General features: G+C 58.3%; 20 protein-coding genes. 9 read left to right on the top strand and 11 right to left on the bottom strand.

The window, feature by feature from the left end; all coding sequences use genetic code 11:
• Positions 1-29: 29 nt before the first annotated feature.
• Complete coding sequence (locus ACQR3R_RS24360; protein ID WP_428276198.1) at positions 30-452, top strand: phasin family protein; 423 nt, start codon at positions 30-32, stop codon at positions 450-452.
• 10 nt (positions 453-462) lie between these two features.
• Entirely contained in the window at positions 463-1,464 is a 1,002-nt protein-coding gene (locus ACQR3R_RS24355; protein ID WP_428276196.1) for a phasin family protein, read from the top strand.
• Between the two features lie 102 nt (positions 1,465-1,566).
• On the opposite strand, the gene ACQR3R_RS24350 is transcribed toward ACQR3R_RS24355, so the two are convergent.
• The 10 genes from ACQR3R_RS24350 to ACQR3R_RS24305 form a co-directional block, all read right to left on the bottom strand.
• The gene (locus ACQR3R_RS24350; protein WP_428276194.1) at positions 1,567-2,187 is read right to left on the bottom strand and encodes a TetR/AcrR family transcriptional regulator; all 621 of its coding nucleotides are present in this window, start codon (positions 2,185-2,187) and stop codon (positions 1,567-1,569) included.
• Between the two features lie 27 nt (positions 2,188-2,214).
• Positions 2,215-3,897: a class II poly(R)-hydroxyalkanoic acid synthase gene (phaC, locus tag ACQR3R_RS24345; protein WP_428276192.1), complete on the bottom strand. Its 1,683-nt coding sequence runs from the start codon at positions 3,895-3,897 to the stop codon at positions 2,215-2,217.
• A gap of 125 nt (positions 3,898-4,022) precedes the next feature.
• Positions 4,023-4,877 (bottom strand): poly(3-hydroxyalkanoate) depolymerase, encoded by an 855-nt coding sequence (gene phaZ / locus ACQR3R_RS24340; protein ID WP_047536441.1) that lies wholly within the window; start codon positions 4,875-4,877, stop codon positions 4,023-4,025.
• A gap of 59 nt (positions 4,878-4,936) precedes the next feature.
• The gene (gene phaC / locus ACQR3R_RS24335) at positions 4,937-6,616 is read right to left on the bottom strand and encodes a class II poly(R)-hydroxyalkanoic acid synthase (RefSeq protein ID WP_428276189.1); all 1,680 of its coding nucleotides are present in this window, start codon (positions 6,614-6,616) and stop codon (positions 4,937-4,939) included.
• Positions 6,617-6,877: 261 nt separating this feature from the next.
• Entirely contained in the window at positions 6,878-7,258 is a 381-nt protein-coding gene (locus ACQR3R_RS24330; protein WP_428276187.1) for a gamma-butyrobetaine hydroxylase-like domain-containing protein, read from the bottom strand.
• Between the two features lie 205 nt (positions 7,259-7,463).
• Positions 7,464-8,804: an ATP-dependent protease ATPase subunit HslU gene (gene hslU, locus ACQR3R_RS24325; RefSeq protein WP_428276185.1), complete on the bottom strand. Its 1,341-nt coding sequence runs from the start codon at positions 8,802-8,804 to the stop codon at positions 7,464-7,466.
• A 55-nt stretch (positions 8,805-8,859) separates the two neighbouring features.
• Positions 8,860-9,390: an ATP-dependent protease subunit HslV gene (hslV, locus tag ACQR3R_RS24320; protein ID WP_007899242.1), complete on the bottom strand. Its 531-nt coding sequence runs from the start codon at positions 9,388-9,390 to the stop codon at positions 8,860-8,862.
• A 230-nt stretch (positions 9,391-9,620) separates the two neighbouring features.
• Complete coding sequence (locus ACQR3R_RS24315) at positions 9,621-10,319, bottom strand: SPOR domain-containing protein (protein ID WP_428276182.1); 699 nt, start codon at positions 10,317-10,319, stop codon at positions 9,621-9,623.
• A 1-nt stretch (position 10,320) separates the two neighbouring features.
• Complete coding sequence (gene argS / locus ACQR3R_RS24310) at positions 10,321-12,057, bottom strand: arginine--tRNA ligase (RefSeq protein ID WP_428276180.1); 1,737 nt, start codon at positions 12,055-12,057, stop codon at positions 10,321-10,323.
• Between the two features lie 234 nt (positions 12,058-12,291).
• The gene (locus tag ACQR3R_RS24305) at positions 12,292-14,511 is read right to left on the bottom strand and encodes a primosomal protein N' (protein ID WP_428276178.1); all 2,220 of its coding nucleotides are present in this window, start codon (positions 14,509-14,511) and stop codon (positions 12,292-12,294) included.
• A gap of 170 nt (positions 14,512-14,681) precedes the next feature.
• On the opposite strand from ACQR3R_RS24305, the gene rpmE reads away from it, so the two are divergent.
• The 3 genes from rpmE (at position 14,682) to ACQR3R_RS24290 (ending at position 17,182) form a co-directional block, all read left to right on the top strand.
• On the top strand, positions 14,682-14,915 hold the full coding sequence (gene rpmE / locus ACQR3R_RS24300) for a 50S ribosomal protein L31 (RefSeq protein ID WP_028621753.1): 234 nt from the start codon (positions 14,682-14,684) through the stop codon (positions 14,913-14,915).
• Positions 14,916-14,965: 50 nt separating this feature from the next.
• A complete protein-coding gene (locus ACQR3R_RS24295; RefSeq protein WP_428276176.1) occupies positions 14,966-15,730 on the top strand; it encodes a thermonuclease family protein in 765 nt (254 codons plus the stop codon).
• A gap of 183 nt (positions 15,731-15,913) precedes the next feature.
• Positions 15,914-17,182 (top strand): malic enzyme-like NAD(P)-binding protein, encoded by a 1,269-nt coding sequence (locus tag ACQR3R_RS24290; RefSeq protein ID WP_428276174.1) that lies wholly within the window; start codon positions 15,914-15,916, stop codon positions 17,180-17,182.
• Between the two features lie 228 nt (positions 17,183-17,410).
• On the opposite strand, the gene ACQR3R_RS24285 is transcribed toward ACQR3R_RS24290, so the two are convergent.
• Positions 17,411-19,747, bottom strand: coding sequence for a PBP1A family penicillin-binding protein (locus ACQR3R_RS24285; protein ID WP_428276172.1), 2,337 nt, complete (start codon positions 19,745-19,747; stop codon positions 17,411-17,413).
• Between the two features lie 322 nt (positions 19,748-20,069).
• On the opposite strand from ACQR3R_RS24285, the gene ACQR3R_RS24280 reads away from it, so the two are divergent.
• From ACQR3R_RS24280 to ACQR3R_RS24265, 4 genes are read left to right on the top strand one after another with little or no spacing between them, the layout of a single operon-like run.
• Entirely contained in the window at positions 20,070-21,134 is a 1,065-nt protein-coding gene (locus ACQR3R_RS24280) for a type IV pilus assembly protein PilM (protein ID WP_428276170.1), read from the top strand.
• Positions 21,134-21,700, top strand: coding sequence for a PilN domain-containing protein (locus tag ACQR3R_RS24275; RefSeq protein ID WP_428276168.1), 567 nt, complete (start codon positions 21,134-21,136; stop codon positions 21,698-21,700). The genes ACQR3R_RS24280 and ACQR3R_RS24275 overlap by 1 nt, the downstream gene beginning before the upstream one ends.
• Positions 21,697-22,320 carry a type 4a pilus biogenesis protein PilO gene (pilO, locus tag ACQR3R_RS24270; RefSeq protein WP_428276166.1) on the top strand — a complete coding sequence of 208 codons (624 nt, stop codon included), beginning with the start codon at positions 21,697-21,699 and terminating at the stop codon, positions 22,318-22,320. Before ACQR3R_RS24275 ends, pilO begins: the two co-directional genes overlap by 4 nt.
• Entirely contained in the window at positions 22,317-22,844 is a 528-nt protein-coding gene (locus tag ACQR3R_RS24265) for a pilus assembly protein PilP (protein WP_428276164.1), read from the top strand. The genes pilO and ACQR3R_RS24265 overlap by 4 nt, the downstream gene beginning before the upstream one ends.
• Positions 22,845-22,851 lie beyond the last annotated feature (7 nt).

Here is a 22,851-nt window from a genome sequence, read left to right as displayed (position 1 = left end):
CCTCAAACCTTCTGCGCGTGAGGTGCACCATGGCCAAAGTTATTTTGAAGAAAAAAATCGATGCCTCGACTACTGCTCTGGGCGACGTTAAATCCTATGCCCGCAAGATCTGGCTGGCAGGCCTGGGGGCCTACGCAAAGGTCGGTTCTGAGGGCAGCGAGTACTTTCAAGAGTTGATAAAAACTGGTCAAACTGTTGAAAAGAAAGGCAAAAAAGTGGTCGCTGAAAAGCTTGAAGCAGCCAATGCCGAGATCGATGAAGCCAAGAGTGAAGTGACTACTTTCAAAGGCAAAGTTGAAGTTCAACTCGACAAGGTCGAGAAGGCTTTTGACTCACGCGTTGCAAGTGCCTTGAATCGTATCGGGATTCCGTCTAAACATGACGTTGAGACACTCTCTGCTAAGCTCGATGAGCTGACGGCATTGCTCGAACGCGTCGCGCGTAAATCTTAAGGAGAACGGGATGGCTGTTAAAAAGAACACCGAAAAAGAAGGCAGCTCGTGGATCGGGAAAGTCGAAGACTACTCCCGCAAAATCTGGCTGGCTGGTTTAGGCGTGTACTCGAAGATCGACACTGACGGCAGCAAGCTCTTCGATACATTAGTTAAAGACGGCGAGAAAGCCGAAAAACTAACCAAGAGTGCAGTTGGCAAAAAAGTCGATGCGGCGAAGGATTCTGCTTCTTCGGCCAAGTCGCGCATCACCGACGTTAAAGACCGTGCACTGGGTAAGTGGGATGAGCTGGAAGGTGCTTTCGACAAGCGTCTGAATAGCGCAATTTCGCGCCTTGGCGTACCGAGCCGCAACGAAGTCAAAGCCCTGCATAGCAAGGTCGATACGCTGACTAAACAAATTGAGAAGCTGACGGGTGCCAAGGTCGCGCCTGTTGCGTCGAAAACCGCAGCAGCAAAACCTGCAGCCAAGACCGCTGCCAAACCAGCGACCAAAACAGCGGCTGCTAAACCCGCGGTCAAAGCTGCCGCCAAGCCACTGGTCAAGGCTGCCACCAAGGCAGTTGCCAAACCGGCAGCGAAAGCGGCTGCCAAGCCTGCCGCCAAAACAGCAGCGGCCAAACCTGCTGCTGCCAAACCTGCGGCCAAACCGGTTGCCGCCAAAGCCGCCGCGAAACCTGCAACCAAGCCTGCCGCTAAATCTGCAGCCAAGCCTGCGGCGAAAACAGCGGCTAAACCTGCCGCTAAAACAGCGGCGGCCAAGCCTGCAGCAACAGCCAAACCGGCAGCCGTTAAGCCAGCGGCCAAACCAGCTGCTGCGAAGAAGCCTGCAGTGAAAAAACCGGCCGCACCGAAAGCCGCAGCGCCAAAGCCTGCAGCACCAAAACCAGCAGTGGCGGCCGCCAAACCGGCATCCGCCCCGGCCAGCACAGCGAACTCCGCTGCCGCCCCGACACCTGCTGCCGCCCCGACTGTTGCGCCGACTCCGGCGACGCCAACCAGTCAGTCCTGATTCCAGGGCTCAAAAAAACGCCCGTCCTGCAAAGGTCGGGCGTTTTTGTTTGTGCGCGATCCGGCAACACCGCACATCCAATGTGAGAGCGAGCCTGCTGGGTTATTCGTGATCTTCCAGGTATTGGAGTGCCAGTTGTTCGGTCGCCGCTTTTATCGGCGGATGCAGATGCGGCGCGACCAGCATCATGATCTGGTACACCACCAGTCGCACTTCACCTTCGCGATCCAGAATCCTCTGATAGTCCAACGAGAACAGCAGGGTCATGGTGATTTGTTCCACCAGTTGCCCCAACGCCTGGGTGTCGCTGATCAATTGACCCTGCGCTTTGAGCCGCGCCAGCAACGAAGCCAGCGTACGCTTCAAGGCGTTGAGCAGATGACGGATACCCTTGGCCAGTTTCGGCAAGCGCCCGGCCAGGTTGGACAAGTCCTGGAACAGGAACCGGTAGTGGGCCAACCGTTCAACGATCAAGTGCAGGAACAACCAATAGTCTTCCGGTGCCAACTCCACATCGGACGGTGGGTCGAGTAGCGGGGCAAGTTCGGCCTGGAACCGATCGAACAGGCCGAGAATCAGTGGCTCCTTGCCATGGAAGTGATAGTAAAGATTACCTGGGCTGATGCCCATTTCATTGGCAACTTCCATGGTGGAAACGTTCGGTTCGCCTTTCTGGTTGAACAGCTGCAAGGCACATTCGAGGATCCGGTCGCGGGTTTTCATCCAGTCTTCTTAAGGGTTCGTTGAACGTCAGCGCACTCGCACGTAAGTGCCGGGTGCAGCCTCCATCGGTGGATAGTTCTGGTTGCCAAGCGCCATGTGAGTTTCTTTTTGCGCACCCGAACGCTCCTGAATCCAGCTCAGCCATTGAGTCCACCAACTGCCCTCGACTTGCTTGGCATCGTAGTACCAGGCTCGAGGGTCGCTGCTGAGTTTCGGGCTTTCGACGTAGTTGGCTTTCGGGTTGGATGGCGGGTTGAGGATGCTCTGCACATGGCCGCTATTGGACAGCACGAAGCGTCGGTCACCACCCAGCAACAAGGTCGAGCGATAGACCGCGTCCCACGGTGTGATGTGGTCGTTGATACCGGCCACGCTGAAGCTGTCGACGGTGACTTTTTGCAAATCGATGGGTGTACCGCACACCTCGAGCCCACCCGGATGAGTCAGGGGGTTATGTTTGAAGAAGTCCAGCAAGTCGCCATGGAAGGCTGCCGGTAGCCGCGTGTTGTCGTTGTTCCAGTAGAGGATGTCGAACGCTGGCGGCTCCTTGCCCAACAGGTAGTTGTTGACGAAGTAGCTCCAGATCAGATCGTTGGGACGCATCCAGGCGAAGATCTTGGCCATGTCGCGACCGTCCAGCACACCTTTTTGATAGGAGCGACGTTTGGCTGCCTCCAGCGTTTGCTCATCGGCAAACAGAGTGGCGGGACTGTCCATTTGACTGTCGAGCAGGCTCACCAGATACGTCGCACTCGATACCCGACGCAACTGCCGCTTGGCTTGCAGGTGACCTTGCAACGCAGCGATGGTCAGGCCGCCAGCGCAAGCGCCCATCAGGTTGACCTCTCGTGCGCCGGTGATGGCCCGGCAAACGTTCATGGCTTCTTCCACGGCTGCAACGTATGTCGACAGGCCCCATTCACGGTGACGCACATCGGGGTTGCGCCAACTGATCATGAAGGTCTGCAGGCTGTTTTTCAGCGCGAACTGGACAAAGCTGTTGCTGGGGCTGAGGTCAAAAATGTAGTACTTGTTGATTTGCGGCGGTACCACCAGCAGCGGTTTGGAGTACTGCTTCTCGCTCATCGGCTTGTACTGGATCAACTCCAGCAGCTCATTGCGAAACACCACTGAGCCGGTGGTGGTGGCGACAGTCTTGCCCACTTCGAACGCTTGCCGGGTCACTTGCCTCGGCAGGCCGTCGTTGTGCAGGAAGTCATCCACCAAATGGCTGACACCGCGCACCAGGCTGCTGCCCCCAGAGTTGAAAAGCTCTTTGATCGCCAGTGGGTTGAGCAACGTGTTGGACGGCGCCACGGCATCATTGAGCAAGGCGAAGGCGAAGTGTGCGCGGGCCCGATCATCGGGGTTCATGTTGCTTTCGTCGATCCAGCTTCTGGCCTGCTGTTGCCAGCTCAGATACGCCTGCAAGCTGCGCCGGTAAAATGGGTTGAGGCTCCAGGCCGGGTCGGCAAAGCGGCTGTCCTGCGGGTTGGTGGGGTGCAGTGTTTCGCCCAGTAATACACGGCCGAGTTGGCCGCCGAATTTCAGCGCATGCCGGGCGCTGTGTACCGGGTTGCGCAAACCATGCACTGCAACACTGCGCAGCGTTGACAGCAGATCCTGGCCGCGCAGGCCGGTAATCGCGCTTTGTGCGTTGATGAAAGCGGCGGGAGTGGGAAAAGAGTCCCTTGCTGGTTTTTCGCGCATGAGTCAACACTCCTTCGTCTTCAGGCCAAATACAAATACACCGAACCAAAACACAATAGACGCTGGAATGGGTTGGTGCGCGGCGCGGCGTCCTGCCGACCCCTTTCCGTTAACAATATCGGTGCTTAACCGCCCAATGGTGCCGGATGCGGATGCATCACTGCGCGTTGGCGCTCCTCCTCGAGGAATTTCATGATGATCGGTGCCACGGCTTCGGCGCGGGTAATCAGGAACAGATGCCCGTCATCGATGATGTGCAGTTGAGCGTTGGGGATGCGCCACGCAAGCAGGCGCATATTGATCAGCGGGATCAGTGGGTCGTCATCGCCGGCCAGCACCAGGGTTGGCTGATGGATCTTGTGCAGCCAATGAATGCTGGTCCAGCCAAGGCCCGCGAACAGTTGCCAGTAATACCCGAGCTTGCCTGCTGAACGGACCTTGGCCGCATGACTGGCGGCAAGTGTCGGATCGCGTCGGAACGAGCCGCCGTAGATCATCGGCGCGATCCGGATCACGTGGGAAGGCTGGATATAGCGCCGTGGGCTGGCCATCATCCACAGCACTTTCGGTTTGCCTGGCACCATCACCGCGCCGGCGGCCGTGGCCGCCAGCACCAGTTTTTTGCAGCGCTCGGGATAGTCATAAGCGAACTGCTGGGCGAGTGCGCCGCCCCAGGAAACGCCGATCACGTTGACTTGCCCGTAATCGAGATAGTCGAGCATGCGCGCGGTGAGTTTCGCCAGGCCCGGAAAGCGATACGGCCGGTTTGGCGTCGACGAACCACCGACCCCGGGCACGTCGAAAGCGATGACTTCGAGGTCCGGGTCCAGCGCCGCGACGAACGGAAACACCAGCTCCAGGTTGGCGCCGATGCCATTGAAAATCAGCAACGGCGTCAAGTGAGGCTTGCCGGGGCGTACCGCCGTGCGGAGGGTCTGGCCATCCAGGTCGACGGTACGAAAAATGAACGGTTGCGGCATGCTTCAAGCCCTGTAGGTGAATTCATCCCCGCTCCCACTGTGGGAACGAGGTGTGTCAGTTACCGTTCATGTACATAGGTGCCCGGGGCTGCTTCGCCCGCGACGTATGTTTTGCTGCCCAGGGTCGTCGGCGATTTTTTCAGTTTGCCGGAACGCTCGGCTTGCCAGGCCTGCCAGTGCAGCCACCAGGAATCAGTGTGTTTGGTGGAGTTTTCCTGCCAGTCCTCAGCTGTCGTGCTCATTTCGGTGCTGGTCATGTAGCGCGATTTTGGGTTGCCCGGCGGGTTCAGGATGCTCTGGATATGGCCGCTGCTGGACAGCACGAATTCAACGTTGCCTCCGAACAACTGCGCGGACTTGTAGCAAGACTTCCATGGGGTGATGTGGTCGTTGGTGCCGGCCAGGGAAAAGATGTCGGCCGTTACCTGCTTCAGGTCGATGGCGGTGCCGCACACTTCCAGTGCATTCGCGCGAATCAGTGGATTACTTTTGAACATCTCGATCAGGTCGCCGTGGAATGCCGCGGGCAGCCTTGTGGTGTCGTTGTTCCAGAACAGGATGTCAAAAACCGGCGGCTCGTTGCCCAGCAGGTAATTGTTGACCCAGTAGTTCCAGATCAGGTCGTTGGGGCGCATCCAGGCGAAGACTTTCGCCATGTCGCGGCCCTCAAGCACGCCCGCCTGATAGGAATGGCGCTTGGCGGCTTCAAGGGTTTGCTCATCAACGAACAGTGCTACGTCGCTGTCGAGCGTGGTGTCCAACACACTCACCAGCAGTGTCAGCGCGTTGACTTTTTTCTCGCCAATCGCGGCGTAATGGCCCAGCAGTGCGGTGCAGGTGATGCCACCAGAGCAGGCGCCGAGCATGTTGATGTCTTTGCTGCCGGTAATCGCCGTGACCACATCGACGGCTTCCTTGAGCGCTTCGATATAGGTCGAAAGGCCCCACTCACGTTGCTCTTTGGTCGGGTTACGCCAGCTGACGATGAAGGTCTGCACGTTGTTGCGCAGGCAAAACCTGGCCAGGCTTTTGTCCGGGCTGAGGTCGAATACGTAGAATTTGTTGATTTGCGGTGGGACCACCAGCAACGGACGCTCGTGCACCTGCTCGGTGATGGGTCGGTACTGAATCAGCTCCAGCACATCGTTGCGGAAAACCACCGCGCCTTCGGTCACGCCCAGACTTTTGCCGACTTCGAACGCACCCATGTTGACCTGGCTCGGCATGCCGCCGTTGTGCACCAGGTCCTTGGCCAAATGCGAGAGGCCGTCGAGCAGGCTTTTGCCGCCGGTTTCGAAGAAGCGTTTCACCGCTGCCGGGTTGACCGCACTGTTGGTGGGGGCCATGGCTTCGGTCATCAGGTTGATCACGAAGTGCCCGCGAGCGACATCCTTTGGCGAAAGGCTGCTGTCGTCTATCCAGTCGTGAAGCTCTTTGCGCCACGCCAGATAGGTTTGCAGATAACGTTTATAGAGCGGGTTCTGGCTCCAGGCCGGGTCGGCGAAGCGACGGTCATCGCTGGTCGGCTGAAGTGCGGATTTGCCGAACAGGACGTTTTTCAGCTCGATGCCGAAGTGCGCCACATGCTTGGCACTGTGCAGCGGTTGTTTAATGGCCTGTGTCAGTACCATTCGAGCAGAGCCCAGCAGATCCTTTCTGCGCAGCCCAACGACAGGATTAAGCCCCAAGGTATTTTCCGAGGCCTGAGATTTCAGGTCATCGTTATTCTTGCTACTCATCTACGACGCTCCATTGTCCTGAGACGAGTACCTGAGTGCAGCTGTGCAATCGCACCACAGCAACTGCCAGGTACTTCTGCTCGGGTGACCGATAATTCTGCATCGCTGCTTTTTAGTTCAGAGAGCACTGCAGGGACCTTGCCAGCTCCATTGGTTACCCGAGTTTAAATTTTTTCGCAAGCAGGCCAATGACTGACCTTGCGGCCAAGCATTCAAACAGATGGAATTAGAAAATGCCCTCTAATGAGCAAGAGGCTTGAACTAGAGCATTAGCTTGACGATGGATTCGTTCGGATCACGGGTTTTTCCGGCAGCTTTAAGTTCGGCAAGATAATCGCGCCATAGATCGTCCTGGCGAACACCCAACTGGTAAAGATATTCCCAAGTGAACAGGCCGCTGTCGTGGCCGTCGTCGAAGGTCAATTTCAGTGCGTACTGACCGGCCGGTTCTACCTTGGTCAGGCCGACGCTGATCTTGCCAAATTGCAGGATGGGTTTGCCGTGGCCCTGGACCTCGGCGGAAGGAGAATGCACGCGAAGAAATTCGGCGGGCAGGTGATGCTCCTCGCCCGACGCATATTTCAACGACAGGGTTTTCGAGGCTTTGTGCAGTTTGATGTCGGTGGGAAGTTGGGTCGTCATGGGGCCAGTCGTCCGTCGTAATGGAGGCCCTGTATGGCGGGTGATCCTGTGGAGAGGGGGCTTGCTCGCGCTCGACTGTGCAGCAGTCGTAAATTCGGTGAACGGGACCTTGCGGATAGACCGTATTCGCCGGTTTAGTGGCCGCTTCGCGACCCAACGCGAGCAAGCTCCCTCGCCACAGAAGCCCGCTCACACAGAATGTGACCTACAGGATATAACGGGACAGGTCTTCGTTCTGCGCCAATTCACCGAGGTGACTGTTGACGTACTCGGCGTCGATCAAAATCGCTTTTTCGTCATGGGCGCTGGCCAGGTCACCGGCGCTGAACGATACCTCTTCCAGCAGGCGCTCAAGCAAGGTGTGCAGGCGACGGGCACCGATGTTCTCGGTCTTCTCGTTAACCTGCCAGGCGATCTCGGCGATACGCTTGATACCGTCCGGCTGGAACTCGATGGTCAAGCCTTCGGTTTTCAGCAGGGCGCAGTACTGCTCGGTGAGCGAGGCATGCGGTTCGCTGAGAATTCGTTCGAAGTCCTCAGGCGTCAGCGCCTTTAGCTCGACTCGAATTGGCAGGCGGCCTTGCAGTTCCGGCACCAGGTCGCTTGGCTTGCTCAGGTGGAACGCGCCGGAAGCGATGAACAAAATGTGGTCAGTCTTGACCATGCCCAGTTTGGTGTTGACCGTGCAGCCTTCGATCAGCGGCAGCAGATCGCGCTGTACACCTTCGCGGGAAACATCAACGCCACCGGAGTTGCCGCGCTTGGCGACCTTGTCGATTTCGTCGATGAACACGATGCCATGTTGCTCGACCGCTTCCAGTGCCTTGGCTTTCAACTCTTCTTCGTTGACCAGGCGACCGGCCTCTTCGTCACGGACCAGCTTCAACGCTTCCTTGACCTTGAGCTTGCGGCTTTTCTTTTTGCCTTTGCCCATGTTGGCAAACAGGCTCTGCAACTGATTGGTCATCTCTTCCATGCCCGGCGGTGCGGAGATGTCGACGCCGGCCATTTCAGTGACTTCGATTTCAATTTCTTTGTCGTCCAGCTGCCCTTCACGCAGACGCTTGCGGAACAGTTGCCGGGTATTGGAGTCGGCCGACGGTGCCGCCTCATCGTTGTTGAAACCCATGCGTGCCGGTGGCAGCAGAGCATCCAGGATGCGTTCTTCTGCAGCGTCTTCGGCGCGGTGGCGAACCTTGGTGATTTCCTGTTCGCGCAGCAGTTTGATGGCGGCGTCAGCGAGGTCGCGAATGATCGATTCCACGTCGCGGCCAACGTAACCGACTTCAGTGAACTTGGTGGCTTCGACTTTGATGAACGGCGCGTTGGCGAGTTTGGCCAGGCGTCGGGCAATTTCGGTTTTACCGACGCCGGTCGGGCCGATCATCAGGATGTTCTTGGGCGTTACTTCAACGCGCAGCTCTTCTGGCAGTTGCATCCGGCGCCAGCGGTTACGCAGCGCGATAGCGACGGCGCGCTTGGCATCGTCCTGGCCGATGATATGGCGATTGAGTTCGTGGACGATTTCACGGGGAGTCATGGACATAGTAATTGGCGGTCCTCAAGCAAAAGTGAGCCGTGGCACAAAGGCCAAAACAGGCTTACTCGGCGAGGTCCTGCTCCTCAATGGTGAAGGTGTGGTTGGTGAATACACAGATGTCGCCGGCGATGCCGAGCGCGGTCTCGACGATCTCGCGGGCCGACAGGTCAGTTTTTTTCAACAGGGCGCTGGCTGCGGCTTGGGCGTAACCGCCACCGGAGCCCATGGCAATCAAACCTTCTTCAGGTTCGACGACGTCGCCGTTGCCGGTGATGATCAGGGAGGCGTCTTTGTTAGCCACCGCAAGCATGGCTTCGAGGCGGCTCAGGGAGCGATCGGTACGCCATTCTTTGGCCAGTTCGACGGCAGCGCGAACCAAGTGGCCCTGATGTTTCTCAAGCTGACCCTCAAAACGCTCGAACAGCGTAAAGGCGTCAGCGGTGGCCCCGGCGAAACCGGCGATAACCTGGCCGTGGTACAGGCGACGAACTTTCTTCGCGTTGCCTTTCATCACGGTATTGCCAAGAGAAACCTGGCCGTCGCCACCCATGACGACTTTGCCGTGGCGGCGAACTGAAACGATGGTGGTCAAGGGAGAGTCTCCACGCAGCGGGGCGAAAATGCCTTATGCAAACTCATATGGGGGTGGTGGAGATTTTTTCAACTGTAGAACGGGGGAGAGGACGAGCGGTGCGAGCGGAATCACGGGTGTGGTGTTTGTAAGGGCGCCATCGCAAGCAGGCTCGCTCCCACAGGGTTGGCGCATATTCTGTGGGAGCGAGCCTGCTTGCGATGAACGATGAAGCGGTGTCGCTGAAAGGGTCAGCGGCTCTGGCGTTGTTGTAACAACAGGTTGCTGAAACCACTGCCAGCCAGCTGTTTCTGGGCGGTTGTCAGTTGTTCACGGTTGCTGAACGGCCCAACCAATACTCGATACCAGGTTTCATCTTTAACCGTGCCGGATTCAACCGCCACTGCCTGACCCAGCAAGATGATCTGTGCCCGCACCTTGTCTGCGTCAGCTTCTTTGCGGAACGAGCCGGCCTGCAGGAAAAACTTGGTGACCGGCGCTGCTTTGGAAACCGGCGGCGCCGGTGGCGGCGTGATACCGGACAGCGCAGCCTGGGCGCGTGCAGTGTCGATCTTGGCCGCTTGTTCCGGCGTCACCGGCGTGGTCGGCACTTGTGGTGTCGGCAAGGTTTTCTCCGGCACCGCGTCCGGCGGCACGATCACTTCCGACTCCGGAAGCAACGTATAGAAGTCGTACTTCGGCTTCACCGGTTGCGTCGGGCTCGGCGGGGTCTTGTTGGCTTCGGCGATCTTGGTGGCTTTCTGCTGCTCGATCTTTTCGCGCTTGACGCTTTCACTGCCCTTGCCTGGCTCCAACTTCATCAGAAACACGATGAAGGCGCCGACCGTCAGGCCGATGGCCATCCACAGCCATCCCGGAATCGGTTGCTTTGCAGGAGCGGTGTAACGACTGGCGCCACGCTTGGGTGCAGGTTTTTTCTTGGCAGCCAACTTACATACGCTCCAGTGTTTCCAGGCCCAAGAGTTCCAGGCCTTGCTTGAGAGTGCGGCCAGTCAGCGCGGCGAGGCGCAGGCGGCTTTGCATTTGTGCCGGTGTGTCGGCGCTGAGAATAGGGCAGTTCTCATAGAAGCTGGAGAACAGGCCGGCGACATCGTACAGGTAGGTGCACAGCGTGTGAGGCGTTCCTTTGTCGCAAACATTGTTCAGGACTTCACCGAACTGCGCCAGTTTGGCGGCCAATTCGTGTTCGTGTGGCGCTTGCAGAACAATGTGGCCTTCGACTTCGGTGAAATCCTTGCCCAGCTTACGGAACACCCCGGCGACGCGCGTGTAGGCGTACAGCAAGTACGGCGCGGTGTTGCCTTCAAAGTTCAGCATCAGGTCGAAGTTGAAGCTGTAATCGCTGGTACGGTGCTTGGACAGGTCGGCGTACTTCACCGCGCCAATCCCCACCACTTTGGCGATGTTGCGCAACTCGGCCTCGGCCAGTTCCGGGTTCTTGTCCTTTACCAGGGTGTAGGCGCGGTCCTGGGCTTCGGTCAGCAGGTCGATCAGTTTTACGGTGCCGCCATCACGGGTCTTGAACGGACGGCCATCGGCACCGTTCATGGTGCCGAAGCCCATGTGCTCCATTTCCATCGGGTGCGTCACGAAACCGGCCTTGCGCGCCACCGCGAACACTTGCTGGAAGTGCAGCGCCTGACGCTGGTCGACGAAGTACAGCGCCCGATCAGCTTTCAGCGTGCCGCTGCGATAGCGCACGGCTGCCAGGTCAGTGGTGGCGTACAAGTAGCCGCCGTCAGCCTTGACGATAATCACCGGCAGCGGGTCGCCGTCGGCATTCTTGAATTCGTCGAGGAACACACACTGGGCGCCGTTGCTCTCAACCAGCATGCCAGCGGCCTTGAGGTCGTTGACCACGTTGATCAGGTCGTCGTTGTAGGCGCTTTCGCCCATCACGTCAGCCATGGTCAGTTTGACGTTCAACAATTCGTAGATTTTCTGGCAGTGCGACAACGAGATGTCTTTGAACTTGGTCCACAGCGCCAGGCAATCCGGGTCGCCGGCTTGCAGCTTGACCACCAGGCCACGGGCACGGTCCGCGAACTCTTCGGATTCGTCGAAGCGCTGCTTGGCGGCGCGGTAGAAGTTTTCCAGGTCGGAAAGCTCATCGCTGGTGATCGGGTTTTCTTGCAGGTACGCCATCAGCATGCCGAACTGGGTGCCCCAGTCGCCGACATGGTTCTGACGGATAACGTCGTCGCCGAGAAACTCAAGTACACGCGCCACACCGTCGCCAATGATGGTCGAGCGCAAATGGCCGACGTGCATCTCTTTGGCAAGGTTGGGTGCTGACAGGTCAACGACCGTACGCTGCACTGGGCCAGCCTTGCGCACGCCGATGTGTTCGTCGGCCAATGCCGCGTCCAGGCGCGTGGCCAGGGCTGCGGTGTTCTGGAAGAAATTGAGGAAGCCCGGGCCGGCGATTTCAGTCTTGGTGACATTCTCGTCAGCCGGCAGGGCTGCAATGATTTTTTCAGCCAGGTCGCGGGGCTTCATACCGGCCGGTTTGGCCAGCATCATCGCGATGTTGCTGGCGAAGTCGCCGTTCTTCTTGTCGCGGGAGTTTTCCACCTGGATCGCCGGCGACAGGCCTTCAGGCAACACACCTTCGTTGACGAGTTGGGTGATGGCTTGTTGGATCAGCTGGCGAATGGTGTCTTTCATGGTGTTCTCTTTCGACCGCAAGCGCGGCGGCGCTTCGATGCGCTAGTGGAAAAACTGGGCATTATCCGTGGCCCAGGCGTGCTTGCCAACTATAGCGGGCAGGTTATGGATATGTGGTGACTATTCGGGCCTCATCGCGAGCAGGCCCCCACAATGGTTGAGCGGTGTTCATACTTATGTACCAGACACAGAACCACTGTGGGCGCGAGCCTGCACGCGATGGCGATCTTCCAGTCAGTACAAATCCACCGGATCAACATCCAGCGACCAACGCACCGCGCGCCCGCTCGGCATCTGTTCCAGCATCAACAGCCAACTGCTTAATAGTCGATGCAGCGGCGCCCGGGCGGTGGCCTGCAACAACAACTGCGCACGATAACGCCCCGCACGACGTTCCATCGGTGCCGGCACAGGCCCAAGCAACTCGATTCCGGTCAGATTCTGTTCGGCCAGCAATCGTTCCGCCTCGCTGCAGGCTTCATCCAGAAAACCTTCTGCCTGCCCGGGTTTGTGCGCTTCGGCTCGCAGCAGCGCCAAGTGCGCAAACGGTGGCAGGCCGGCAGAGCGTCGTTCGCTCAGGGCTTGCTCGGCAAAGGCGAAATAACCCTGCTCGGTGAGTTGTACCAACAGTGGGTGGTCGGCCAGGTGCGTCTGGATAATCACTTTGCCCGGTTCTTCCGCGCGGCCAGCACGCCCGGCGACTTGCACGATCAATTGCGCCATGCGTTCGCTGGCGCGGAAGTCGCCGGAGAACAATCCTCCATCGGCGTCGAGTATCGACACCAGCGTCACGCGTGGAAAGTGATGCCCTTTGGCGAGCATTTGGGTGCCCACCAAGATGCACGGCTGGCCTTTTTGAATGGTTGCAAACAGTTGGTTCATTGCGTCTTTGCGCGAGGTGCTGTCGCGGTCGACCCGCAGCACCGGAACGTCTGGAAACAGAATAGCCAAGCGTTCTTCGGCGCGTTCGGTGCCGGCGCCCACGGGTCGCAAGTCGACCTTGCCGCACTTGGGGCAATGCCGTGGAACGCGCTCGACGTATCCGCAATGGTGGCAGCGCAGTTCACCGGAGCGCTGGTGCACGGTCATGCGCGCATCGCAGCGTTGGCACTCGGACATCCAGCCGCAATCGTGACACAGCAACGTTGGCGCAAAGCCGCGCCGGTTAAGGAACACCAGGACTTGCTGGCCGGCGGCCAGCGTTTGGCCGATGGCTTGTTGCATCGGCCCGGAAATGCCGCTGTCCAGCGGACGACTTTTTACGTCCAGGCGCAGAAAGCGCGGCTGCTGGGCGCCGCCCGCCCGCTCGTTCAGGCGCAGCAGCCCATAGCGGCCGGTATAGGCGTTGTGCAGGCTTTCCAGCGAAGGCGTGGCGGAACCCAGCACGATAGGAATGTTTTCCTGGCGGGCGCGTACCAACGCCAGGTCGCGTGCGTGATAACGCAAACCTTCCTGCTGTTTATAAGAGCCGTCGTGCTCTTCGTCGATGATGATCAGCCCGGGATTTTTCATCGGTGTGAACAGCGCCGAGCGAGTGCCGATAATAATGTCGGCATCGCCGTCCCGTGCGGCGAGCCAGGCTTCGAGGCGTTCACGGTCATTGACCGCCGAGTGGACAAGGGCAATACGTGCATTGAAGCGCTGTTCGAAGCGCGCCAGCGTCTGTGGCCCGAGGTTGATTTCGGGGATTAGCACCAGCGCTTGCTTGCCCGCTTGCAGGGTTTCGCGAATCAGTTGCAAATACACTTCGGTCTTGCCGCTGCCGGTCACGCCTGCCAGCAGAAACGCATGATAGCTGTCGAAGCCTGCGCGGATCGCTTCATAAGCCGCACGCTGTTCCGGATTGAGCGGCAATTCGGGTTGCGCCAGCCAATGTTCGTGGCGGGCGCCGGGTGCGTGCTTGCGGATCTCCACGTGCACCAGGCCTTTGGCGAGCAACAAATCCAGGCTGTCCTTGCTCAGCATCAGTTTGCTCAGCAACTGATGGGCGACGCCGTGGGGATGTTGGGCCAACGTCGCCAAGGCCTCACGCTGTCGCGGGGCGCGGGCGATACGTGGGTCATCAAGGCTGGCGTCGGGTGCGGCGGACCAGAAGCGTTCCTGGCGCGCTTCGGCCAGTTCGCCCTGACGCAGTAAAACTGGCAGTGCCCAGCTCAAGGTGTCGCCGAGGCTGTGCTGGTAATACTGCGATGTCCACAGGCACAGCTTGAATAACGCAGGCGGCAGCGGCGCAGTGGTATCGAGCAACGCAATGGCCGGTTTGAGCTTTTGCGCCGGGACTTCGCTATGGTCGGTGACTTCCACCAGAATCCCGATCATCTCCCGCCGGCCGAACGGCACGCGCACGCGCATGCCAGGTTGCAACTGGTCGCGCAGGACGCCGGCCGGGGCACGGTAATCGAACAGGCGGCGCAGCGGCGAAGGCAGGGCTAGGCGGAGAATGGCGTCGGGCACGCGATGATTTTCTCTATAGTGAAGCGGTGAAGAAGGCCGGGAGCCTAGCAGACGGTCGGTATAAGGGACAGCTTGCGTGATTGCCAATGTCTGTTAGAATTCGCGGCCTAATTACGTGCGGTATTCAACAATAGTGTTGAGTGGCGGCACGCTAGCCTGAGGAATACACCATGAAAGCCGATATCCATCCAGCATACGAAACCATCGAAGTAACTTGCAGCTGCGGCAACAAGTTCGAAACTCGTTCGAACCTGTGCAAGCCACTGGGTACTGACGTATGCAACGAGTGCCACCCGTTCTACACCGGTAAGCAGAAGACTCTGGATACTGGCGGCCGTGTTCAGCGCTTCGCAGACCGTTTCGGTGCTTTCGGCAAAGCCAAGGCTCCTGCTGCTGCAGAGTAAGGCTGAAAAGCCCGATGGGCTTTTCCAAGCTGATGAAAAAGGCGTCCCTCGTGGGCGCCTTTTTTGTGCCTGCGATTTGGTTCTCGGGTGCTCAGGCCTTTTGCCCCGCGCCGAGTGGCCTGAGCCCAGTGGTGGTACAGCGCGTGGTCGATGGCGACACCCTTCGGCTGGTCGATGGCCGCAGCGTGCGGATGATCGGTTTGAATACGCCGGAGTTGGGTAGGCAGGGCCGTTCAGACGAACCTTTTGCCGTGGCTGCACGCAAACAGCTTGAGGCCTTGGTGGCTGCCAGCGATGGTCGGCTGGGGTTGCTTCCAGGCAAGGAGGGCAAGGATCGCTACGGCCGCACGTTGGCTCATCTCTATGGGGGCGATGGCGCTAACCTCGAAGCGCAAATGCTTGCCCAAGGCCTTGGTTTTCACGTTGCAATCGCGCCGAATGTCGAATTGGCGGCGTGTCAGCAAGCCGCAGAGCGCAGCGCTCGGGACGCCGGGAACGGAATATGGCGCCATTCTCCTGTTCAGAAAGCGGAGCAGATCAATGCGTCTGGTTTTGCCGTGCTCAGTGGTCGTGTAAGCAGCGTTAAGCGCAATCGCGGCGGCGTTTGGATCGAGTTGCAGGACTCGGTTGTATTGCGCATTGCGCCCAATCTGCTTGGCCCGTTTGGCAAAACGGCGCTTGATCAACTCAAAGGCAAACAGATCGAGGCGCGTGGCTGGGTACTGGATCGCTCGCGACGCGGCGGGTTGAAAGAGGGACAGGCGCGTTGGCTTTTGCCTTTGACCGATCCGGCAATGTTGCAAACGATGCCTTGATAAAAAATTGTAGACATTTTTTAAGTCGATTGTGAACACTCTATCCCTTGTGTTCTGCGGCTCTTGGCCCAAAGTCGTATGGCAGGGCGCTTGACAGGGGTGACTGGTCAGTCTTGTGGGGACTTTGCGAGGCGCGTATCCTCGCTGACCAGTCTGTCCAACAGTAAAAAGCGGAATGCCCCCATGTCTGATCTGAAAACTGCCGCTCTCGAATATCATGCCCATCCTCGTCCAGGAAAGCTGAGTGTCGAGCTCACCAAGGCCACCGCTACCGCTCGCGACTTGTCGCTGGCCTACAGCCCCGGCGTAGCCGAACCAGTACGCGAAATCGCCCGCGATCCTGAACTGGCCTACAAATACACCGGTAAAGGCAACCTGGTTGCAGTCATTTCCGATGGCACCGCCATTCTTGGCCTGGGTAACCTCGGTCCATTGGCTTCCAAGCCAGTGATGGAAGGTAAAGGTGTGCTGTTCAAGCGCTTCGCCGGCATCGACGTTTTCGACATCGAAGTCGACTCCGAAAGCCCGCAGGCCTTCATCGACACCGTCAAGCGTATCTCCATCACTTTCGGTGGCATCAACCTCGAAGACATCAAGGCGCCTGAGTGCTTTGAGATCGAGCGTGCGCTGATCGAACAGTGCGATATCCCAGTATTCCACGATGACCAGCACGGCACCGCAATCGTTACCGCGGCCGGCATGATCAACGCGCTGGAAATCGCTGGCAAAACCCTGGCCGAAGCCAAGATCGTCTGCCTGGGCGCCGGTGCTGCCGCCATCTCCTGCATGAAACTGCTGGTGAGCATGGGCGCCAACATCGAAAACATCTTCATGGTTGACCGTACCGGCGTGATCCACTCCGGCCGTGACGACCTGAACCAGTACAAGGCTGTCTTCGCTCACGCGACCGACAAGCGCACCCTGGCTGACGCCTTGACCGGTGCTGACGTGTTCGTAGGCCTGTCCGGCCCGAACCTGCTGAGCGCTGAAGGCCTGAAGTCCATGGCGGCCAACCCGATCGTGTTCGCTTGCTCGAACCCGGATCCGGAAATCTCCCCGGAACTGGCGCACGCTACTCGTAACGACGTGATCATGGCCACTGGCCGTTCGGACTACCCGAACCAGGTCAACAACGTACTGGGCTTTCCGTTCATCTTCCGCGGTGCCCTGGACGTTCGCGCCAAGCGCATCAACGAAGAAATGAAAGTGGCTGCAGCCAATGCCCTGCGTAAACTGGCCAAACTGCCAGTGCCTCAGGAAGTGTGCGACGCTTACGGTGGCATCAAACTGGAATTCGGTCGTGAGTACATCATTCCGAAGCCAATGGATGCACGCCTGATCACCGTGATCTCCGATGCCGTGGCTAAAGCTGCCATCGAGACTGGTGTTGCGACCCTGCCGTATCCGAAGAACTACCCGCTGCAAAGCGTGGATGACGTGTTCAACGGCTAAGCCGTTGTAGCGCATCAACCGAAAGCCCTGGCTCTTAAGTGAGTCGGGGCTTTTTTATGCCTGTGGTTTTGTAGCGCCACAATTGGCCGTCATCCCGAGCAGGGGCATGCATTTCAATGTGGGAGCGAGCCTGCTCGCGATGACGGCCGCCCAGTCGCAGCCTTTGTAGCTGGCAACAAAAAGCCCCGCACGTCTCTCGAAGGCGGGGCTTTTCGTTGCGCTATCGGATCAGAACAAGTCGATCGGTGCGGCTTCGTCGGCCGGTAGCGGGCTGCCCGGTGCGGTGCCGTTACCCAACTCGTTGACCGAGGGTGGCGTGTCTTCGGCTTTGAACAGCTCGAAGTAAGCTCCTGGCGTGCTTGGTGTGGCTGCACGGCCGCTGACCGGGTCCACGCGCAGGCTGAGGATGCCTTCGGGCTCTGGTTGCGTGTGGGGTGGCTTGCCTTTGAGGGCAGCGCCCATGTAGTTCATCCAGATTGGCAACGCGACCGTGCCACCGAATTCCCTGCGGCCCAGGCTTTCAGGCTGATCGAAGCCAGTCCAGACGGTGGTCACGTAATCGCCGTTGTAGCCGGAGAACCAGGCGTCCTTGGATTCGTTGGTAGTACCGGTTTTGCCTGCAATATCCGGGCGCCCCAGTGCCAGTGCGCGGCGACCGGTACCGAGTTTGATTACGTCCTCAAGCATGCTGTTGAGAATGTAAGTGGTACGGCCATCGACGATGCGTTCGGCCACGGCCGGAGTTTGCGGTGCCGCGTCTGCGGCAGCCGGCGCTTCGCCCGGCGTCGCATTTACGGTGAACGACTGAGAGGCGGGTGCTGCTATGCCGCTGCTGGCCACATCGCCTTTGGGAACGCTTGGCGGGTTGGCGACGAACAGCGTGTCACCGTTACGGCTTTCAATCTTGTCGATGATGTACGGCGAGATTTTATAGCCGCCGTTGGCGAACGTGCTCCAGCCAGTGGCAATTTCCATGGGGGTCAGGGTTGCGGTCCCCAGCGCCAATGAAAGGTTGCGCGGCAGGTCCTGTTTGTTGAAGCCGAACCTGCTGATGTAGTCGATGGTGCGATCTACACCCAGCGCCTGCACCAGTCGGATCGACACCAGGTTGCGCGACTTGTAGAGCCCTTCACGCAGGCGTATCGGGCCGAGGAAGGTATTGGTGTCGTTCTTCGGACGCCAGACCTTGTCCAGGTATTCGTCGACAAACACGATTGGCGCGTCGTTGACCAGGCTGGCCGCGGTGTAGCCATTGTCCAGTGCGGCGCTGTAAACGAACGGTTTGAAACTCGAGCCGGGCTGACGTTTGGCCTGCAGGGCACGGTTGTAGTTACTTTGCTCGAAGGCGAAGCCGCCAACCAGCGAACGAATCGCGCCGTTCTGTGGGTCAAGTGAGACCAATGCGCCTTGAGCCTGAGGAATCTGGCTGAACTTCAACGAATTATCGGGTTGGCGCTGAACGCGAATCAGGTCACCGACCTGCGCCACATCCGAAGGCTGCTTGGGATTGGGGCCCATGCTGTTGGTATTAAGGAAGGGGCGCGCCCATTTCATGCTGTCCCAGCCAACGTGCTCTTCGCCAGTGCGGGTCATCACTTGCAGGCCGTTCTTGTCGACCTGGGTGACGATGGCAGGCTCGAGGCTGCTGATGGTGCGCTGCTTGGTCAGCTCGGTGGCCCATGCATCAGGCGTTTTGCCTGGCAACCGGGATTCCGGACCGCGATAACCGTGACGCTGATCGTATGTCATCAAGCCTTCGTGAACGGCCGTGTTGGCCATTTCCTGAAGATTGCTTGGCACTGTGGTGGTGACGCGAAAGCCTTCGGTATAGGCGTCGCTGCCGTAGCGGCCGACCATTTCGGCGCGGGCCATTTCAGCAATATAGGGCGCATTCACTTCCGGGGTCGGCACGTGATAACTGGCGTTCAGCGGTTCGTTGATCGCGGTGGTGTAGTCGGCTTCGGTGATTTTCCCAAGCTTGTACATGCGGCCCAGAATCCAGTCGCGACGTTCCTTGCTGCGAGCCGGGTTGGCCAGCGGGTTAAAGCGCGACGGTGCTTTTGGCAGGCCTGCGATCATCGCCATCTGCGCCAGGCTGACGTCACGAATCGACTTGCCGTAGTAAACCTGCGCGGCGGCTTCGATGCCGTAGGCGCGGTTACCCAGGTAGATTTTGTTGACATACAACTCAAGGATTTCGTCCTTGGTCAGCTGTCGCTCGATCTGCAAGGCCAAGAGGATTTCAGTGGTTTTGCGCGAGAAACTGCGCTCGCTGGTCAGGAAGAAGTTCTTCGCGACCTGCATGGTAATGGTGCTGCCGCCGGACTGGATGTGTCCGCTTTTCACCAATTGGGTGGCGGCGCGCATAAGGCTGCTAGGATCGACGCCATAGTGGTTGGCAAAATTGTCGTCTTCAGCACTTAGTAACGCATTAATGAAATTAGGGGGAATGTCGGCGAAACGTATCGGCGTGCGGCGCATTTCGCCGAATTCTGCTATCAACTTGTTATCGCTGCTGTAGACGCGCAACGGAATCTGCAACTGAATGCTTCTCAGCGCCTCCACAGAAGGCAATCCAGGACTAAGGTAGAGATACGCGCCACTCAGACTCAGGAGCAGTCCGCAGAAAACGGCGACGATGGACCAACCGAAAAACTTCAGCAGACGAATCAAGGCTTTTGGATATCCAGGGCAAAGTATGAATTAGGCATCAGGGTTCAGAAATTGGGGAACGCCCGGAGCTTGAAGTAAAAAGCGGAAAAAAACGCTGGGCATTATAAGCATTTTTCCGTCAAAGACGTCATTTGCACTGGTGTCAAGACGGGTGGTCTGAACGCATTGGACGTTACAGAGTCCGTAACTCACGGAAAGTCATAGGGAATTGGTAGTGCTAGGACTCTTCAATAAAAAGGCCAATACGCTTCTGGGGATCGACATCAGTTCTACGTCGGTGAAGCTTTTGGAGTTGAGCCGCCAAGGCGACCGCTATCGGGTCGAGGCCTACGCGGTAGAGCCACTGCCCGCCAGTGCGGTTGTCGAAAAAAATATCGCCGAGCTTGAAGGCGTGGGCCAGGCCCTTTCTCGCGTGCTGCTCAAGGCTAAGACCAGTATCAGGAACGTAGCGGTGGCCGTGGCCGGCTCGGCGGTGATCACCAAGACCATCGAGATGGATGCCGGTCTTTCCGACGATGAGATGGAAAGCCAGCTCAAGATCGAAGCCGATCAGTACATCCCTTATCCACTGGACGAAGTCGCTATCGATTTCGAGGTCCAGGGCGTTTCTGCTCGTAGCGCCGAGCGAGTCAACGTGTTGCTGGCAGCGTGCCGCAAGGAAAACGTCGAGGTCCGTGAAGCTGCTTTGGCGCTGGCAGGCCTTACCGCACGGGTGGTTGATGTGGAGGCATACGCACTCGAGCGATCCTTCGGTTTGCTGACCGGTCACCTAGCGGCCTCCCAAGAGCAATTGACGGTGGCCGTGGTTGATATCGGCGCCACCATGACCACGCTCAGCGTTCTGCACAATGGGCGAATCATCTACACGCGCGAACAACTCTTTGGTGGGCGCCAGCTCACAGAGGAAATCCAGCGCCGTTATGGTCTGACTCTGGAGCAGGCCGGACTGGCAAAGAAGCAGGGCGGTTTGCCTGACGATTATGTCAGTGAAGTCTTGCAGCCGTTTCGCGAAGCATTGGTGCAACAGGTCTCGCGTTCATTGCAGTTTTTCTTTGCGTCCGGCCAGTACAACTCGGTCGATCACATCTTGTTGGCAGGCGGCACCGCATCGGTTCCAGGACTCGATCGTCTGATCGAGCAGCGCTTGGGAACGCCAACACAGGTCGCCAATCCTTTCGCAGACATGGCTCTGGGCAGCAAGGTCAACGCGAGTGCCCTGGCCAGCGATGCACCGGCCTTGATGATTGCTTGTGGTCTGGCGCTCAGGAGTTTCGACTGATGGCGCGGATCAATCTTTTACCTTGGCGTGAAGAGCTTCGCGAAGAGCGACGCAAGCGTTTCCTGGTGGCGCTGGTCGCCGTGGTAGTCGGTTCGGTGGGTGCTGTCTTGATTGCCGAGCAGGTCATCAGCAGCGCCATCGATCGGCAGATCGCCCGTAACGATTACATCGGTAAACAAATCGCGGTGGTCGACGAGCGAATAAAGCAGATCAGTGATTTGAAGGAGCGTCGTCAACAACTGGTGGAGCGCATGCGCATCATCCAGGACCTGCAAGGTAACCGGCCAATCAGCGGGCGAATATTTGATCAATTGGCGCGCACCTTGCCCGACGGTGTGTATTTCACCGAAGTCAAAATGGTCGGCAAGTCCTTGTCCATTACCGGCGCGGCCGAGTCCAACAACCGAGTGTCGGACCTGATGCGCAATCTCGACGCGTCCGACTGGTTCGATGCGCCCAGTCTCACTGAAGTCAAGGCAACCACCGCCGGTCAACTGGATCAGGCCAACGTTTTTCAGTTGACCGTACGTCAGACTCAGCCTGCCGCAGCGGAGGACGCTAAATGAGTCCGTCTGAATGGTTCGAAGGGCTGCGCAAGGTCGATATAAACGATCTGGACACCAACAACATGGGTTCCTGGCCGCCAGCAATCAAGGCCTTGGCCGGCGTTTTGCTCATGGTTCTGGTGTTGGCGCTGGGTTACACCTTTTATATCAGCGATCTGGAAGATCAACTCGGGCTCAAGCGTGACGAAGAGTCGGCGCTGAAGGACCAGTTCGCCAGCAAGGCCCGTATGGCCGCCAACCTTGAGTTGTACACCCAGCAGATGAAGGAGATGGAGAACTCGTTTGGCGTACTGCTGCGCCAATTGCCCAGCGACACCGAAGTGCCCGGGTTGCTCGAAGACATCACCCGTACAGGCCTTGGCAGCGGACTGGAGTTCGAAGAAATCAAACTGCTGCCGGAAGTCACGCAGCAGTTTTACATCGAGCTGCCGATTCAGATCACCGTAACCGGTGCTTATCACGACCTCGCGACATTCGTCAGCGGTGTGGCGGGGCTGCCAAGAATCGTCACCCTGCATGATTTCGACCTGGTGCCGGTCAACCCCGACGGCGGTCCGAAGCTGCGCATGAGTATTCTGGCCAAGACTTACCGCTACAACGACAAAGGGCTGCAAAAATGAGCCCGATCCGTTGCTTGTCGATGATGGTGGTGTTCGCAGTGCTGGCGGGGTGCGGCAACGAAAATGATTTCAGCGACCTCGATGCCTACATGAATGAAGTGCGTCTGCGTCCACCCGGTAAAATTGAACCAACGCCTACATTCCGGTCTTATCCGACATTTACCTATAACGCTGCCAACTTGCGAAGTCCGTTTTCCAAACAGCTGCGGGTGGATCTGGCGGGGCAGAAAAGAGGTTCGCGCAACGTCAAACCCGACCCAAATCGGGCCAAGCAATACCTCGAAGGTTTCAACATCGAGCAGTTTGAAATGGTCGGCACTATTTCCAATGCTACGGGCTCCTTCGCGCTGTTGCGCGGGGCAGGCGGCGTGCATCGGTTGAAAGTCGGCGATTACCTGGGGCGTAACGATGGGCGAATAGTCGCCATCAGCGGCTCGCAAGTCGATGTGGTCGAAATTGTTCCCGATGGCCAAGGTGCCTGGCTGGAACGTCCGCGGACCATCCCTTTGAAAGAGCACTCATAGTGGGACT

The organism is Gordonia sp. IEGM753, from assembly GCF_050321825.1.
GTDB lineage: Bacteria > Pseudomonadota > Gammaproteobacteria > Pseudomonadales > Pseudomonadaceae > Aquipseudomonas.
This window is presented reverse-complemented; position numbering and strand designations above follow the sequence as displayed.